Source organism: Pseudomonas lyxosi (genome assembly GCF_047758685.1).
In the GTDB taxonomy this organism is placed as follows: Bacteria; Pseudomonadota; Gammaproteobacteria; order Pseudomonadales; family Pseudomonadaceae; genus Aquipseudomonas; species Aquipseudomonas lyxosi.
In genome coordinates, this window is the sequence record NZ_CP180481.1 from 6681988 (window position 1) to 6699536 (window position 17549).

Annotated in this window: 14 protein-coding genes, 1 pseudogene and 1 riboswitch; of the genes and pseudogenes, 11 read left to right on the forward strand and 4 right to left on the reverse strand. The window is 58.3% G+C overall.

Features of this window, described 5'->3' with window-relative positions:
• Positions 1-66: 66 nt before the first annotated feature.
• The 4 genes and pseudogenes from ACMXYI_RS30680 to ACMXYI_RS30695 all read right to left on the reverse strand — a co-directional run bounded on the left by ACMXYI_RS30680 (position 67) and on the right by ACMXYI_RS30695 (position 3358).
• On the reverse strand, positions 67-924 hold the full coding sequence (locus ACMXYI_RS30680; protein WP_415770862.1) for a hypothetical protein: 858 nt from the start codon (positions 922-924) through the stop codon (positions 67-69).
• A gap of 31 nt (positions 925-955) precedes the next feature.
• The gene (locus ACMXYI_RS30685) at positions 956-2176 is read right to left on the reverse strand and encodes a glycosyltransferase family 4 protein (protein WP_415770864.1); all 1221 of its coding nucleotides are present in this window, start codon (positions 2174-2176) and stop codon (positions 956-958) included.
• A gap of 316 nt (positions 2177-2492) precedes the next feature.
• Complete coding sequence (locus ACMXYI_RS30690) at positions 2493-2948, reverse strand: hypothetical protein (protein WP_415770866.1); 456 nt, start codon at positions 2946-2948, stop codon at positions 2493-2495.
• A 167-nt stretch (positions 2949-3115) separates the two neighbouring features.
• Positions 3116-3358 (reverse strand): annotated as a pseudogene (locus ACMXYI_RS30695) (hypothetical protein).
• 277 nt (positions 3359-3635) lie between these two features.
• A riboswitch (guanidine-I (ykkC/yxkD leader) is annotated at positions 3636-3736 on the forward strand.
• 62 nt (positions 3737-3798) lie between these two features.
• Here ACMXYI_RS30695 and ACMXYI_RS30700 point away from each other — a divergent pair.
• From ACMXYI_RS30700 to ACMXYI_RS30750, 11 genes are all read left to right on the forward strand, one after another.
• Positions 3799-4866 (forward strand): putative urea ABC transporter substrate-binding protein, encoded by a 1068-nt coding sequence (locus tag ACMXYI_RS30700; protein ID WP_415770868.1) that lies wholly within the window; start codon positions 3799-3801, stop codon positions 4864-4866.
• Positions 4867-4882: 16 nt separating this feature from the next.
• A complete protein-coding gene (locus tag ACMXYI_RS30705; RefSeq protein ID WP_415770870.1) occupies positions 4883-5698 on the forward strand; it encodes an ABC transporter permease in 816 nt (271 codons plus the stop codon).
• Positions 5695-6483, forward strand: coding sequence for an ABC transporter ATP-binding protein (locus ACMXYI_RS30710; protein ID WP_415770872.1), 789 nt, complete (start codon positions 5695-5697; stop codon positions 6481-6483). The genes ACMXYI_RS30705 and ACMXYI_RS30710 overlap by 4 nt, the downstream gene beginning before the upstream one ends.
• Positions 6484-6495: 12 nt before the next feature.
• Positions 6496-7221: an urea amidolyase associated protein UAAP1 gene (locus ACMXYI_RS30715; RefSeq protein ID WP_415770874.1), complete on the forward strand. Its 726-nt coding sequence runs from the start codon at positions 6496-6498 to the stop codon at positions 7219-7221.
• 11 nt (positions 7222-7232) lie between these two features.
• The gene (locus tag ACMXYI_RS30720) at positions 7233-7874 is read left to right on the forward strand and encodes an urea amidolyase associated protein UAAP2 (RefSeq protein WP_415770876.1); all 642 of its coding nucleotides are present in this window, start codon (positions 7233-7235) and stop codon (positions 7872-7874) included.
• Positions 7875-8203: 329 nt separating this feature from the next.
• Positions 8204-11836 (forward strand): urea carboxylase, encoded by a 3633-nt coding sequence (gene uca / locus ACMXYI_RS30725; RefSeq protein WP_415770878.1) that lies wholly within the window; start codon positions 8204-8206, stop codon positions 11834-11836.
• 24 nt (positions 11837-11860) lie between these two features.
• Entirely contained in the window at positions 11861-13633 is a 1773-nt protein-coding gene (gene atzF, locus ACMXYI_RS30730) for an allophanate hydrolase (protein WP_415770880.1), read from the forward strand.
• A gap of 165 nt (positions 13634-13798) precedes the next feature.
• The gene (locus tag ACMXYI_RS30735; protein ID WP_415770882.1) at positions 13799-15286 is read left to right on the forward strand and encodes a sensor domain-containing diguanylate cyclase; all 1488 of its coding nucleotides are present in this window, start codon (positions 13799-13801) and stop codon (positions 15284-15286) included.
• Positions 15287-15292: 6 nt separating this feature from the next.
• Positions 15293-15487: a cysteine-rich CWC family protein gene (locus tag ACMXYI_RS30740; RefSeq protein WP_008153014.1), complete on the forward strand. Its 195-nt coding sequence runs from the start codon at positions 15293-15295 to the stop codon at positions 15485-15487.
• 56 nt (positions 15488-15543) lie between these two features.
• Positions 15544-16236 (forward strand): pseudouridine synthase, encoded by a 693-nt coding sequence (locus tag ACMXYI_RS30745; RefSeq protein WP_415770884.1) that lies wholly within the window; start codon positions 15544-15546, stop codon positions 16234-16236.
• Positions 16237-16549: 313 nt separating this feature from the next.
• Positions 16550-17434 (forward strand): alpha/beta fold hydrolase, encoded by an 885-nt coding sequence (locus tag ACMXYI_RS30750; protein ID WP_415770886.1) that lies wholly within the window; start codon positions 16550-16552, stop codon positions 17432-17434.
• Positions 17435-17549: the final 115 nt, after the last annotated feature.

Consider the following 17549-nt stretch of genomic DNA (forward strand, 5'->3'; position numbering starts at 1 on the left):
CCGCTGCATATGCTGACAGCATCGAAATTCTTTTTTTCTCTAAGACACTAAAAACATAGCTCATAGTTACTTCCCTGTAATTATAGAGTTCGAAAGATATTCACTAATCATCTGAAGCGCCATGGGAGCCCCACGTAACGAACCAGTTCCAGTCCCCACACGGGCATCCCCTCCTGCAAAATCGAAATTATGCAATCCGACCGTACAATAGGCATCCAAACCACCAAAATCTAAATTTTCCAGTTGCGACTTATTAAACCTTAATAGATCCGCCCCACTCACTCCGCTTTCTAAAGTTTCCTTCCACGGAGAATCCAAGCCGTCACACGATATCGTGCGCGGTGTTCCGTCACGTCGGCGCCAATCACGCATTACAAATCTTGTAACCGAAAAGTTATTCTTACTACTAGCAGGAGGAGCGGTAAGCCAAAGCTCTAAGCCCGGATAGTTTTTGAGTTTTACAATCAGTTCTTCAGGCCAATCAACAACCTTCAGTCCCATATTGTATGGTTCGGTGGATGGTTTTCTGGTGTATAGCCTGGCCGCTACATTGAAATGCCCCCAGCTAGATGGTTTTTCTTTCCCACTCTCCTGGTATTCTGTGCGGAGTTCAGTCCCCGTCCACCAAAAAGAACCCTCAAGAACATCAGCAATACACAGCCCGTCCCGCGTTGAAGAACCAAAGTGAAACCCTGGTATCCGAGTTCTATCAAGAAGACTTCCGCCCAAGATGGGAACCTGTTCCATGTCAGCAAGTTTTTGACTACATTTTTTTGATACCTCACGATGATGTTCTCTTGCTTCTGCCATGCGCTCCCATTCAATATAAAAATCCACCACCCAATAACATAGAGCCAAAACCAAACCGTACTTCAGGATAGCCTTACACCACCAACTTACGCCTTTGCCAAACAGTTTATGCATTTCAAACTCCATTTTAAAATGATCAAACAGTCTATTTAGAAAAACAACCAAACATCACATGGTCAAAAATCTCAAAATAACCTTTTACACCATGCTTTACATCGAACCTGCTTGCTGTCGATATCGCTGATTCTTTAATCAAACTAAAATCATCAGAAGACTTTAGAATATTACAAACTTTTCCAGCCATAGCCTCACTATCAAAAAAATCCACCAAAACCCCATTTACACCGTCAACAACCACCTCCTTAACTGGAGCAGTATCGGAAGCTATCACTACACATCCAGACGCCATCGCCTCTAACAACGACCAAGACAAAACGAAGGGATAAGTCAAATAAACATGCACTTTAGAAACCTGCAAAACAGCTCTATAAGTTGTATAAGGCAGTTTGCTGGAAAAATGCACCCTGGAAAGATCCACTTTTAATTCAGCCACCATTTTGCTGCGCCAATTTTCATGCCCCACCGGCATTCGCCCATAACTTACGCCATCCCCTCCTACTATTACGATTTGAGCGTCTGGGCACTGCGCTTGAATATATGGAATGGCTCTCATGAAACTATGAAACCCACGATAGGGTTCGAGGTTTCTGGCAACGTACGTCACGATTGATTGGCCGGCTTTTATCACGTGTCCACCGGGTAACTTTACAGAGGTAACCGGCACAGGTTCAGGAGATTGCAAAGGGACACCTTCATGAATCACATGAATTTTAGAGTGATAATTGGGTGGAAACAGACTGCGTTGCCAATGTGTTGGTGAAATTCCAACATCACATTGCTCAAGGTTCAAAAGGTGCATCGAATTCAGGAGACGAAGCCTTGATGATGCATCTACGGCACACGGGAATTCCGGATCGAAACCCATATCCGCACCCTTTGAATGATAATAATACTCACAGAAATGAATGAGCGGAGTGCCAGGATAAACATCCTTTACGAACAGTGTTTCACCCCATCCCGGATGAGCGAGTATCACATCAGGGCAATAACCTTCTTGCTTGAGCTTACTCAACACTCTAAGGACTTGCTGACCATCAAGTATCGCTTCTTCATATTTATGCAAATACGGATGAACATCATCTGATTTTTTTCTTAAAGGCCGATATCGAAATAGCTTTACTCCAGAAACACCTGGAGCCGTATCTCGCCCTATCGCAGTAACTGTGATGCTTGGTCGACTCAGCGCGGCCAATGCAACATGCCGAAATTGACCGGGGAAGTTTTGATGAATAATGAGTAAATTCATGATTTAACCGACCTTCTTCCTTGGATACCCCCGTTAAATTGAAGTTTTTCCAACATCAATGTGAATGCACAAACGCTAACAAATGCGCAGAAATAAAACTGTAGGAGGGTTCCGAGAACACCCGAGGAGATGGGCAAGATGAGTGATTTTTCGAATCGAGCAGGAGCGCCCCTCTTTCTTTCCCGCCACCGGCTGTACGATTTCGTTGAGGGCTTCACCCCCCAACGCCAGTCATGACCCAACGAGCGATGCCTGACACAGCGCAAAAAAAAGCGGCGCTTGATGCGCCGCTATTTTGTAGAGGTTTTTGTGAGGACTACCGGTGACCGCCTCGGCCATCGTGATCGCCGCGACTGTTGTGGTCGCCCCTTCCGCCACGGTTGTCGCGTCCGCCATGGCCGCCGCGATAGTCGTTGTTTCCACCGCGGTTACGGCCGTCCCAACCGCCACGGTTATGGCCATCCCAGCCGCGATTCTGATGAGCCCGGTAATCGGCTCGTGGCGACGACTGGTAATAACGCGGTGCCGGTTGATAAACCCGCGGCTGATGGTAATACCGCGGTGTTGGCTGGTAATACCGCGCTGGCGGTGCGTAGTACCTGCGTGGTTGCGTGTAATAACCGCCGCCACCTGAGTAGTAAGGCCCGCCGTCATAATAGGATGGCGAGGTATAGACCTCGGAACGGTAATAGCTGGCTCCTCCATCGGAATAAGGCACGCATGCACCAAGAGACAATCCCAATACAGCAATCAGAAGAATTCGCAGATACATGGCGGCCTCCTGGACCGCGAGTGAGCCACACCAGCGACGCTGGCAGGCGACAGTCAATTATTCGGTGACTGTCGAAAGATCAGACATCGTTTTCCAAATCTGGTGCGTTCCTGAAACACATTGAAACAAGTCGCCGATGAAAGGTTTTTCATCCATTCACCCGCTGATTAATGGTGGCCACCGCGATATCCACCTCCGTAATAACGTGGCGAATGCCCGCCCCAATAGTAGTAGCGATAGCCGCCATAAAAGCGCGGACCATAGTAATAACGCGGTCCGTAATAGTAGGAATAGGGAGAATAACCGGGCTAGTAATAAGGCGCGGAATACACATCATAGCCACCGGCATAGTAGTAGCAGCCGGAGAGCCCAAGACCCAGAACAGCACCAAGCAACAGTCGACGAAACATGGCGGCCTCCTGAAAGACCCACAGTCGGAACAGGCCGGCTGACACCTGTTTTGACTGGCAATGCTGCGCCGAGTGCCGAGCCCCCTGGACCTTCAGATCAGCGGCCGGCCCGATCCATTGCGGTGCACCCATGCACCATCACAAGGCAACGCCGCCACCTCATCCCTATGCGCCAATTGCGTAATCGCCCACGCTAGAGCGTTCAAGCCGACTTGGCACGGCTCTCGCTTTAGCAAAGACGTGCAGGAGTCATCACAGGTTCGCGGCACCACAATTTGCAATGGCTGACTAGGGTTCCGGCTCGCTAAGGCGAGTGGCTGGTCCGAGAGTTGGCGACCTCCAGTTGAGGTTACACGGCGGGACAAAAGCCCGGGAGACAAGCCACCGTTCACGGTGCCGCGTTGACTCCTGCCCGCCCTTGATCAACTGGAGAACCACCCATGCTCAAGCTTCGTTTACCCGCCCTGCTCGCCGCTGCATTCGCAGCCTTCGTGAGCGTCTCGTCCCAGGCCGCACAGAAAGACCACTTCAGCGTCTGCTGGACCATCTACGCCGGCTGGATGCCCTGGGAATACGCGGGCAGCCAAGGCATCGTCGATAAATGGGCGAAGAAGTACGGCATCAAGATCGATGTGGTACAGCTCAATGACTACGTCGAATCCATCAACCAATACACCGCCGGCCAGTTCGACGGCTGCACCATGACCAACATGGACGCGCTGACCATTCCGGCGGCCGGTGGCGTCGACAGTACTGCGCTGATCGTCAGCGACTTCTCCAATGGCAACGACGGCATCGTGCTCAAGGGCGACGGCAAGAAAGTCACCGACCTCAAAGGCATGGACGTCAATCTGGTGGAGCTCTCGGTTTCCCACTACCTGCTGGCCCGGGCGCTGGATTCGGTCGATCTCACCGAGAAAGACCTGAAAGTGGTCAACACCTCCGACGCCGACATCTCGGCGGCCTTCAACACTGATCAGGTCAACGCCGTCACCACCTGGAACCCGATGCTTTCGGACATCAAGGCCAAGCCAGCGGTGACCGAAGTGTTCAACTCCAGCCAGATCCCCGGCGAAATCATGGACATGATGGTGGTCAACAGCGCCACCCTCAAAGACAACCCGGCGCTGGGAAAAGCGCTGACCGGCGCCTGGTTTGAAGTGGTGGAGTTGATGAACGCGAAAAACGCCGCCAGCAAAGCCGCACTCGAACACATGGCCAAAGCTTCGGGCACCGATCTGGCCGGTTTCCAGTCGCAACTGGACACCACCAAATTGTTCGCCACCCCGAAAGAAGCCCTGGCGTTTTCCACCAGCAAGCAACTGCCGGAAACCATGCGCAAGGTGGCCGAGTTCTCCTTCCAGCACGGCTTGCTCGGTGAAGGCGCCAAGGACACCAGCGCGGTCGGCATGGCGTTCGCCAACGGCGTGACCAGCGGCGACAAAACCAACCTCAAGCTGCGCTTCGACCCGACCTACGTGCAGATGGCCGCCGACGCGAAGCTGTAATCAGGAGGACCTAGCCATGCGCCTGATCAATCGCCACCCGGATCGCCCGAGTCGCCTGCTGTTGGTGATCCTGCCGTTCGCCCTGGTGCTGTTCGCCTACTTCATGGGCTCGGCCGAGCGGCTGACGGACAACCCCAATGACAAGCTGCTGCCGAGCGCCGTGCAGATGACTGACGCGGTGAAGCGCCTGGCGTTCACCGCAGACACCCGCACCGGTGAATACGTGTTGTGGCAAGACACCGCGTCCAGCCTGCGACGCCTGGCCATCGGCCTCGGTATCAGTGCGCTGGCCGGGATGTGCCTGGGGATTGCCGCTGGTACGCTGCCGCTGTTCGGCGCGCCGTTGTCACCGTTGCTGACGGTGCTGTCGATGGTGCCGCCGCTGGCGATTCTGCCGATTCTTTTCATCGTGTTCGGGCTGGGGGAGTTGTCGAAAGTGATGCTGATCGTGATCGGCATCACCCCGTGCCTGGCTCGCGATCTGGAGCAACGCGCCCGGGAAATTCCCGTCGAGTTGCTGATCAAGGCCCAGACCCTCGGCGCTTCGACCTGGACGCTGATGCTGCGAGTAGTGTTGCCGCAACTGTTGCCACGCTTGTTGATCTCGCTGCGGCTGATGCTTGGCTCGGCGTGGTTGTTCCTGATCGCCGCCGAAGCCATCGCCTCTACCGACGGCCTCGGTTACCGGATTTTCCTGGTGCGCCGCTACCTGGCGATGGACGTGATTCTGCCGTACGTGGTGTGGATCACCCTGCTCGCCTGGCTGATGGATTGGGGCCTGAAGCGCCTGACCCAACGGGCGTTCCCTTGGTATGAGGGGGCCCGCGCATGAGCTTCATCACAGTGAAAAACGTCTGGCAGCAATACGCCGATCAGGTGGTACTCGAAGGGTTGAACCTGAACGTCAACGAGGGTGAGTTCTGCACCTTGGTCGGTGCGTCGGGTTGCGGCAAGTCGACATTCCTGCGGCTGTTGCTGGGCCAGGAACGCGCCAGTCGTGGCGAGATTCTGTTGGATGGCCAGGCCTTGGCCGGCGAGCCGGATGCTAGCCGTGGCGTGGTGTTCCAGCGTTACTCGGTGTTCCCGCACTTGAGCGTGCTGGACAACGTCGCCCTCGGCCTCGAACTGCCGCGCTCGCCTCTGCTTGGGCGCTTGTTTGGCAGCGCAAAAAAAGACGCACGCGAACAAGCCTCAGTGCTGCTGCACAAAGTCGGCCTCGGCCATTCGCTGGACAAGTACCCGGCGCAACTCTCCGGCGGCATGCAACAACGACTGGCGATTGCCCAGGCGCTGATCATGAAACCCCGCGTGTTGCTGCTCGACGAACCGTTCGGCGCCCTCGATCCGGGCATCCGCAAAGACATGCACGGCCTGCTGCTGGAGCTGTGGCGCGAGACGCAACTGACGGTGTTCATGGTCACCCACGACCTGTCCGAAGGTTTCAGCCTCGGCACGCGCCTGTTGGTGTTCGACAAGGTTCGCCTCGACCCGCACGCCCCCGGCGCCTATGGCGCGCGCATCACATACGACATCCCTTTGAACAGCGACCGCCGCACCAACCGTGCCGCCGTCGATGCCTTGCCGGCTGAGCTGGCAGGCACGCTTCGTACCGCTTAAGAGGATTTTCACATGACTGATTCGACCCAACTGTTCTCGCCCTTCGCCGAAGAAATGCTCCCCGGCGGCGGCCATCGCTCTTTCGTGTTGAAACGCGGCCAACTGCTGCGTCTGACCGACCTGCGCGGTGGTGCCAACGTCAGCCTGACGCTGCTCAACGCCAATGAAAAAACCGAACGCCTGAACCTGCCCGACAGCCTCAAATGCCAACACACCGCCAAGCTCACCACCGGCCATTGCCTGTACTCGGACATGGGCCGCGTGCTGGCCGCCATCACGGCTGACACCTGCGGCTGGAGCGACAGCCTCGGCGGCGTGCTCTGCGCTGAAGAGGTCGCGGAAAAATACGGTGCGGGGCGCTATCAGGAACTGCGCAACGGCTTCTTCCGCAACGGCACCGACAACCTGTTGGTGGAGCTGGGCAAGTGGGGTTTGGGCCTTTCCGATTTGCTGATGACGCTCAACCTGTTCAGCCGCGTGAACGTCGATGAGGCCGGGCGCTTTCATTTCGTCGAAGGCAATTCCAAGGCCGGCGACTACATCGAGTTGTATGCGCCGATGGACACGCTGGTGGTGCTCACCGCGCTGCAACATCCGATGGACCCTTCGCCTGAATACGCGCCAAAACCGTTGAAGCTCAGTTGGATGAGCGCCGATGCCAGCGTCGCCGAACACTGCCGCACCTCGCGCCCGGAAAACGAGCGCGGCTTCATCAACACCGACCGTCTGTTCGCCTGAGGATCGCTGCCATGTCACTTGCAATCGCTACTGCTCAAAAGCATCCAGAAGCTGCGGTCTACCGTGCCACCATCCCGGCCGGCGAACCGTGGCTGATGGAGGTCAAGGCTGGCCAGACCTTGCGCATCCTCGATCTGGAAGGCAATCAGGCCGTCGACACGTTGTTCTACAGCGTTACCAACCCAAAGGAGCGCTATGACGTGCAACGCACGTTGCGCCGACAGAACAGCGTCTACCTGAGCACCGGCAGCGTGCTCTATTCCAACCTCGGCAAACCGATGCTGACCATCGTTGCCGACACCTGCGGCCGTCACGACACCCTCGGCGGTGCCTGCGCACAAGAGAGCAACACCGTGCGTTACGCATTGGAGAAACGCTACATGCACAGCTGCCGCGACAACTACCTGCGCGCCTGCGTCCATGACGGACGACTGGGCAAGGGCGACATCGGGCCGAACATCAACTTCTTCATGAACGTGCCGGTCACGGCGGATGGCGGGCTGACGTTTGAAGACGGGATTTCGGCGCCGGGCAAATACGTCGACCTGCGGGCCGAGATGGACGTGATCGTGCTGATCTCCAACTGCCCGCAACTGAATAATCCGTGCAACGCCTACAACCCTACGCCTGCGGAGCTGCTGGTATGGAACTGAAAATGGCGCGGTTGCGTAAATGGTTGTTTGCCCTGTGCCAGACCCGTTCCGGGCAGTGCCTGGCCAGGCAACGAGGACCCTTGTAGCAGCTGGCGAAGCCTGCGTTCGAGGGCGAAGCCCTCGCAAATCCGGTCACCTCATTCTGTCAGAACGATGGAGCTGTCTGACTGAGCGACCGCTTCGCGGCCGAACGCAGCCTGGCGGCAGCTGCTACAAAAATATGCGTCAACTTTAGCCACCCGGGACGGCCCGGGTGCATCTCGAAAAACTGCGGGACGGCCCGCATCCCAGGTCGAGGCTGATGCGCTATCGCCTCCGGGGGTTATGCCATGTTCGAAAAAGTCCTGATTGCCAACCGTGGCGCCATCGCCTGCCGCATCCTGCGCACCCTGCGTGAATTGCAGGTCCAGGGCGTTGCCGTTTACTCCGAAGCCGATGCCGCCAGTTTGCACATTCTGCAAGCTGATGAAGCCCACAGCCTCGGTGAAGGCGCAGCCGCCGGCACCTATCTGGCCGTCGAAAAAATCCTCGCCATCGCCAAATCCACCGGCGCCACGGCGATCCATCCGGGCTACGGCTTTCTCTCGGAAAACGCCGCTTTCGCCGAAGCCTGCGAAGCCGCCAACATCGCCTTTATCGGCCCGACGCCAGAGCAGCTGCGAGTGTTCGGCCTCAAACACACCGCGCGCGCCTTGGCCAAGCAACACGGCGTGCCGATGCTCGAAGGCACCGAGTTGCTCGACAGCCTCGACGTGGCGCTGATTGCCGGCGAACAGGTCGGCTACCCGGTGATGCTCAAAAGCACCGCCGGCGGTGGCGGCATCGGCATGCGCGTGTGCCGCTGCGCTGCCGAATTGAGCGAATCCTTTGAGGCCGTCAAACGCCTCGGCCAGAACAACTTCAGCGACGCCGGGGTGTTCATCGAGAAGTACATCCAGCGCGCCCGTCATCTGGAAGTTCAGGTGTTCGGCGACGGCCGGGGCGAAGTGATCGCCCTCGGCGTGCGCGACTGCTCGGTGCAGCGCCGCAACCAGAAAGTCCTCGAAGAAACCCCGGCACCGAACTTGCCCGAGGGCATGGCTAAGGAGCTGTGTGCAGCGGCGATCAAACTGGCGAAAGCGGTGAATTACCGCAGCGCCGGCACCGTTGAATTCGTCTTCGACAGCGAGGCTCAGCGGTTTTACTTTCTGGAAGTGAACACCCGTTTGCAGGTGGAGCACGGCGTCACCGAGCAAGTCTGGGGTGTGGATCTGGTGCGCTGGATGGTCGAATTGGCGGCAGGTGATTTGCCGTCGTTGAGCGAGTTGAGCCAAGGTTTGAAAGCCTGCGGTCATGCGATTCAGGCACGGCTCTATGCCGAAGATCCGGGTCGCGATTTCCAGCCGAGCCCAGGCTTGCTGACCTCCGTGAACTTCCCTGCCGCCGATGGCAAACACCTGCGCATCGACACGTGGGTCGAGGCCGGTTGCGAGATTCCGCCGTACTTCGATCCGATGATCGCCAAGGTCATCAGTTGGGCGCCGACTCGTGAAGAGGCCGCTGCGGATCTGCATCAGGCGTTGGGCGACAGCCTGCTCTATGGCGTGGAAACCAACCGCGATTATTTGCGGCAGATTCTGCTCGATGTGCCCTTCGCCAGCGGCCAGCCGTGGACGCGTTGCCTGGAAGGTTTGGTGTATCAGGCCACCACGCTTGAAGTGCTCAGTGCCGGCACTCAGACCAGCGTCCAGGACTTTCCCGGCCGCCTCGGCTACTGGGCGGTGGGCGTGCCGCCGTCGGGGCCGATGGACAGTCGGGCGCTGCGTCTGGGCAACCTGTTGCTGGGTAACGACCAAGGCGCCGCTGCGCTGGAAATCACCATGAGCGGGCCGCTGCTGCGCTTCAATTGCGACGCGGTGGTGGCGGTGACCGGGGCAGTGATTCCACTGACCCTTAATGGTGAAGTCGTGCCGATGAACACGGCTTTGCTGGTAACGGCGGGTGCTACTTTGAGCCTCGGCACGATTGCCGGTGCAGGCGCTCGCAGCTATTTGTGCGTGCGTGGTGGCCTGCAAGTGCCGGATTATCTGGGCAGCAAAAGCACCTTCACTCTCGGCCAGTTTGGTGGGCATGGTGGTCGCGCCTTGCGTGCTGGTGATGTGTTGCATATACCGACCTTGAGCGACCGCTGTGCCGGTCAACAACTGGCTGAAGAACAGGTCACCGAGTTGCCCGTTCTGCGGCAGATCCGCGTGATCTACGGCCCTCATGGTGCACCGGAATACTTCACCGAAAACTACATTGGCACCTTCTTCGCCACCCAGTGGGAAGTGCATTTCAACTCCAGTCGTACTGGCGTTCGGTTGATCGGGCCGAAACCTGAATGGGTGCGTGCCGATGGTGGCGAAGCGGGTCTGCATCCGTCGAATATTCATGACAATCCATACGCCATCGGGGCGGTGGATTTTACCGGCGACATGCCGGTGATCCTCGGTCCCGACGGCCCTAGCCTCGGCGGGTTTGTCTGCCCGGTGACGGTGATCGAAGCCGACCTCTGGCAGCTTGGGCAACTCAAGGCTGGGGATAAAGTGCAGTTCCTCCCGGTAGATCTCAAGACCGCCCGCAACCTCGCCTTGAAATGGAATTCCTGTGGGAGCGGGCTTGCCCGCGATGAGGCCCGACCGGACACCGCATCAACTTCATCGCAGGCAAGCCAGCTCCCACAGGGGATTGAGTCGCCTGTGGTGTTGGATTTGGGTCAGGGTGATACGCGACTCGTTGCGAGATTATCGGGCGACACGCATTTGCTTTTGGAAATCGGCGCCCCCGAGCTTGACCTGGTCCTGCGCTTCCGCGCCCACGCCTTGATGCAAGCACTGGAAAGCCAAAACCTGCACGGCGTCATCGACCTGACACCCGGTATCCGCTCGCTGCAAGTGCACTACCAACCCGAGCAACTGCCGCTGACCGATTTGCTCGGTATCGTCGCCGGCGAATGGGACGCTGTGTGCGCCGCCAAGGACCTGCAAGTCCCTTCGCGCATCGTTCACTTGCCATTGTCTTGGGACGACCCGGCCTGCCAGTTGGCAATCGAAAAATACATGACCACCGTGCGCAAGGACGCCCCGTGGTGCCCGAGCAATCTGGAGTTCATCCGCCGCATCAACGATCTGCCAAACCTCGACGAAGTGCAGCGCACGGTGTTCGACGCCAGCTACCTGGTGATGGGCCTCGGTGATGTTTACCTCGGTGCACCGGTCGCCACGCCACTCGATCCGCGTCATCGCCTGGTGACCACCAAATACAACCCGGCCCGCACCTGGACCGCGGAAAACTCGGTGGGCATCGGTGGCGCTTACATGTGCGTCTACGGCATGGAAGGCCCTGGCGGTTATCAGTTCGTCGGCCGCACGTTGCAGATGTGGAATCGCTATCGCGAGGTCGCCGCATTCGATGGCAAACCGTGGCTGCTGCGCTTCTTCGATCAGATCCGTTTCTACCCGGTCAGCGCCGATGAACTGCTGCGCATTCGACGGGATTTCCCGCTCGGGCGCTTCGATCTGAACATCGAACACAGTCAGCTGAATCTGGCGGATTACCAAGCCTTCCTGACGAAGGAAGCCGAGAGCATTGCCGCGTTTCGTGATCAGCAAAAAGGCGCGTTCAACGCCGAACGCGAACGCTGGATCGCCAGTGGCCAGGCGCATTTCGACAGTGAAGAACTTGTCCCGGAAGTGACCGACGACGCACCGCTGGCCAGCGGTCAACAAAGCGTCGACAGCCACATCGCCGGCAACCTTTGGCAGGTTCAGGTTGAAACCGGTAGCCGGGTTGCCGCGGGTGATGTGCTGGTCATTCTGGAGTCGATGAAGATGGAAATCCCGCTGCTCGCGCCTATGGCGGGGGTGGTACGCGAGATTCGTGTACAACCGGGTTCGGCGGTGCGCGCCGGACAGCGCGTCGTGGTGCTGGAACTTGAGTGAACCCACTTTGAAAAGGATCAAGCCATGAACATCAATCTGCAACTCGACGCCCTGCGCAGCGCTTACCGCGTCGGCAACATCACGCCTCGGCAACTGCTGCTGAGCCTGCGCGACAAAGCCGCGGCGCTGAACCCGGACTATCACCTGTTCATCCACTTGCTCAGCGTTGAAGAACTGGAACCGTACCTCGCCGCACTCGATGGTCGCGATATCGAAAGCCTGCCGCTGTACGGCGTGCCGTTTGCGATCAAGGACAACATCGATCTGGCCGGTATTCCGACGACCGCAGCGTGCCCGGCGTTTGCCTACGTGCCGGAACGTTCGGCGACCATCGTCGAGCAATTGCTGGCGCTGGGCGCGATTCCGTTGGGCAAGACCAACCTCGACCAGTTCGCCACGGGGCTAAATGGCAGTCGCTCACCGTATGGCGCGTGCCCGAACAGCGTGTTGCCGGAATATCCATCGGGCGGTTCCAGCGCCGGGTCGTCGCTGGCGGTGGCGCTCGGCGTGGCGAGTTTTTCCCTGGGCACGGACACGGCGGGTTCCGGGCGTGTGCCGGCGGCGCTGAACAACCTGGTCGGGTTGAAAGCCAGCAAAGGGTTGATCTCCACGGCCGGTGTGGTTCCGGCCTGCCGCACCCTCGATTGCGTGACCACATTCACCGCAACTGCTCGGGAAGCCAGTCAGTTGCTCGCGCTCACTGCGCACCTTGATCCCCGCGATGAATACAGCCGCAGTAATCCGCTGTGGAATGACGGCTCGGCGTTTGGTGCACCTCGCCCCTTCCGCTTTGGCGTGCCGCGTGCTCAGGATCTGGAGTTCTTCGGCTGCCCTGAGGGTCCGCTGTTGTTTGGTGATGCCATCGATCAGCTCAAGGTTTTGGGCGGTGAAGCGGTGGAGCTGGATATGTCGCCATTCCTTGAAGCGGCGCGGTTGCTCTATGAAGGGCCGTGGGTCGCCGAGCGCTACAGCGTCGCCGGCGAATTGATGGAGCAAAACCCTGAAGCCGTACTGCCGGTGATTCGCGCGGTGCTGGCCAAGGCTCCAGCGGTGAGCGGCGTGCAAACCTTCCGCGCCCAGTACCGGCTGCAAGCCCTGAAAGCCCTGTGCGACGAGGCGCTGGACAGTCTCGATTGCGTGCTCACACCCACCATCGGCCGCCCCGTCACGCGGGCGGAACTGGACGCCGAGCCGGTGCTGCGCAATTCGGAACTGGGCTACTACACCAACTTCATGAACCTGCTCGATTACGCCGCCGTCGCCGTGCCCAGCGGTTTCATGGGCAATGGTTTGCCCTGGGGCGTGACGTTGTTCGGACGGGCGTTTACTGATCAGTATTTGTTGGGTGTGGCGGATGCCTTGCAGCGCCTGCAAGGTTTGACGACACCGCTTCCGTCGGCTGTCGCACGCAATGATCGTGCGCGGTTGGTGGTGTGTGGGGCGCATCTGGATGGATTAGCGCTGAATTGGCAACTGAAGCAGCGCGGGGCTCGACTGGTCGAGACGACGTTCAGCTCGCCGGATTATCAACTGTATGCCCTGGCCGGCGGCCCGCCGTTTCGCCCCGGAATGGTTCGCGTGAAGGACGGGGGTGTAGCGATTGCGGTGGAGGTATGGGAATTACCGAGCCGTGAGTTGGGTTCGTTTTTGACCGGAATTCCTGCGCCGCTGGGGTTGGGCAAGGTGCAATTGGCGGATGGGCGTTGGGAGAGTGGGTTTATTTGTGAGGCGTATGGGCTGGAGGGGGCGGTGGATATCAGCCATCTGGGCGGATGGCGGCGTTACCTCGCTCAATGATCGCGAAGGGACGCAGAGCGTCCCGGGCAGCGTTCCCACGCAGAGCGTGGGAACGATCTATTTCGGTGGGGCGTGTGTACGATCATTCGCCCGGCACATAGAACAGTTATTTCCCGGCGGTGCCATTAGAATGCCTGCCATCGGGTCACTGCCAACGGAATCGTCATGCCGCTTCGCTCGCCGCTGTATTCGCAACGTTCGTTGGTCCTCACGCTGATCGCGTTGCTGGGTGCAGGCTTTCTCGCCACGTCCTTCCTCAGTTACTACGCCTCGCGAGCGTCGATCCGCGACAACATCATCAACACCGAACTGCCGCTGACGTCGGACACGGTCTACTCGGAAATCCAGAAAGACCTCGTCAGACCGATCCTGATTTCCTCGATGATGTCCCGCGACACCTTCATGCGTGACTGGGTGGTAAACGGCGAGCAAGATCCCGAAAAAATGACCCGTTACCTCAACGAGGTCATGACCCACTACGGCGCCTACACCGCATTTTTCGTCTCCAACACCAGCCTCACCTACTACCACGCCAAGGGCGTACTCAAACAGGTCAAAGTCACTGAACCCCGCGATGCGTGGTATTTCCGTGTACGAGACATGGCCGATCCCTACGAGATCAATGTCGACCCGGACCTTGCCAACAAGGACAACCAGACCTTCTTCATCAACTACAAGGTCTACGACTACAACAACCGATTCATCGGCGCGGCGGGCGTCGGTCTGACAGTCGATGCGGTGATCAAGCTGATCGACAAATACCAGCAGCGTTACCAGCGCAGCGTGTTTTTTGTCGACAGCTTCGGGCGCCTGGTACTGACGGGCGCCGAGGGTGGCCCGGAAGGCGCGCGGATCGGGCGGACCCTCGGCGAGCTCGACAGCATGAAGGACCTGGTCAGCCAACTGCCCAAACCTCACAGCGGTAGCTACGAATATTCCGTCCGGGGCCAGGGACATTTCCTCAACGTACGGTTCATCCCGGAGCTGAACTGGTACTTGTTCGTCGACAAACGCGAAGAAGGCGCCCTCAGTGAAATCCGCCAATCGTTATACCTCAACCTCTTGATCTGCCTGATCGTCACGCTGATCGTGCTGATCCTGCTCAACCGGGTGATCAAGCGCTACCAGGGCAAGATCCAGGCCCAGGCAACGCTGGACAGCCTGACCGAGTTGCCGAACCGCCGCGGTTTCGACCTGTTGGCGGCGCAAGCCATGCACGAAGCCCAGCGCGAGCCCAAACCGCTGACCGCGTTGCTGCTGGATCTGGACCACTTCAAGGTTCTGAACGACACCTACGGTCACCTTGCCGGCGATCAGGTACTGATCGGCTTTGCACGGGATCTGGAGAGTTGCCTGCGGCACTCCGACATCGTCTGCCGTTGGGGCGGGGAGGAATTTATCGTGTTGCTCAAGGACACTGATGGTGAGACCGGTCTGATGGTCGCCGAGAAAATTCGTCAGCATGTCGAGCAACAGCGTTATGCCTACAACGATAAGGCCTTGCAGCTGACCGTGAGCATCGGCCTTACCACCCTGCAGACCGATGACACCTTGCACACGCTGCTCTCGAGAGCGGATCATGCGATGTACCGGGCCAAGCAAGCCGGCCGTAACCGCACCTGCGTGGAAATGCCTCACTCCAGTTATGCGTAACCCTAAATGAATAAGCCAGATTTCTGCCCGGCCTGCGGCGCCTCCAACGACTGCACTCTGGCCGACCCGCGAACCGCCGATCGGGCCTGCTGGTGCTACGGCGTCAGCATCGACCCGGCGGTGCTCGAAGCACTGCCGCCCGAACTGCGCGACAAATCCTGTTTGTGCCCACGCTGCGCGCAAGTCGAGGCGCAGCTGTAAGCAACCGCACAACCGATCACGTAAGATACGCGCCCCTTTCCTACCGATCCCTCGTCATGCGCATTGACCGTTTCCTCAGCAACCTGCCGCGCTTCAACCGTAAGCAGGTGCGTCTGTTGCTGGTGGAAAAGCGCGTCAGGATCGACGGAAAAGTCGTCAGCGACCCTCACGCCGACGTACTGGAATTCAGCCGCGTGGACGTCGACGATGAGCTGCTGCAAGTCGGCAAGCCAGCACGCTACTTCATGCTGCACAAACCGTCTGGCTGCGTCAGCGCCACCCGCGATCCGCAACACCCGACCGTGCTCGACCTGATACATGAGCCGGACAAGGAGGACCTGCACATCGCCGGGCGCCTGGACTTCAACACCACCGGCCTGATGCTGATCACCAACGACGGCAGCTGGTCGCGACGCCTGACCCAGCCGCAAACCAAACTGCCCAAGGTCTACTACGTCGAGACCGAGCAAGAGATTGGCCCGGAATACGCATTGAAATTCACCGAAGGCCTGTACTTCGCCTTCGAAGACCTCACCACTCAACCCGCCGAGCTGGCCGTACTCGGACCAACATCCGCACGACTGAGCATCGTCGAGGGCCGTTATCACCAGGTGAAGCGGATGTTCGGCCATTTCGACAACAAGGTGCTGCGCCTGCACCGCGAAAGCATGGGCCCGCTGGTGCTCGACAGTGCCCTGAAACCGGGCGAGTACCGCGCATTACGCACCGAAGAGATTCAATTGATCTAAGCAGGCGACCGCTCAGCAGAAGTTGTCGAACAATTTGCCAAAGATACTTGCGCGATGACGTGACCCCTGCTTGAATCAGGACGTCGGCCGAAATGTGACCGACGAGTCACAACATACTTCTAAGAAACTTTTTGCCGGTAGAGAACCCTCAGGTTCCGCTTTCCCCCGGCAGACTGCCCGCCAATAACAATACCCGTCGACCGGACTGCAATGGATCGACATGGGCCCCAAAAATTCCAGGCGTATGCCTACCTGTCACAAAGCTCGTGCAATCTCATTTGCGCGCATACCCGCTTGCTTGGAGTCTTATGACATGAGGCCAGAAATCGCTGTGCTGGATATACAGGGTCAGTACCGGGTTTACACGGAGTTCTATCGCGCAGACGCCGCTGAGAAGACCATTATTCTGGTCAACGGCTCGATGGCCACGACTGCGTCGTTTGCACAAACCGTGAAAAACCTTCACCCGCAGTTCAATGTGGTTTGCTACGACCAGCCCTACGCGGGCAAGTCGAAAGCCCACAACCTGCACGAGAAATTGCTGACCAAGGAAATCGAAGGGCAGATCCTCCTGGAGCTGATCGACCACTTCGCCGCCGAACACGTGCTGTCGTTTTCCTGGGGTGGCGCCGCGACCCTGGTCGCCCTGGCCCAGCAGCCACGACGCATCGAAAAAGCCGTGATCAGCTCGTTCTCTCCGGAGATCAACGCGCACATGCTCGACTACCTCGAGCGAGGCATCGATTATCTCGGCAGCCGGGACGGTGACCGGGTCGGCAACCTGGTGAACAGCACCATCGGCAAACACTTGCCGACACTGTTCAAGCGCTTCAATTATCGGCACGTCAGTTCCCTGGCCGAGCATGAATACGGGCAGATGCACTTCCACATCAGCGATCTGCTGCACAGTGATCGCCAGTGCTTCTTCAAAGCCGCGGAGAAAATCAACGTGCCGGTGCTGTTCATGAACGGCGAATGGGACGAGTACACCGCTGCCGACGGCGCTCAACTGTTCGCCAACCATGTGCAACACGCTACTTTCACCACCCTGCAGGCCACCGGCCACTTTCTCGACATGGAACACAAAGCTGCTTGCCGAGACAGCCGCAACGCATTGCTGGGCTTTCTGAAACCTTCGCAACACGAAAGTCGACCGCGTTATCACTACGTCCAGGACCAACATGCATTGGCCATCTGAAACAGCGTCATCGCGAGCAGGCTTCGCCCTACAGTGTTGAGTGCATTCCTGTAGGAGCAAGGCTTGCCCGCGATAGACAGCCATCCGGTCTCTGCTTTGTTTCAATTGCGCTAAA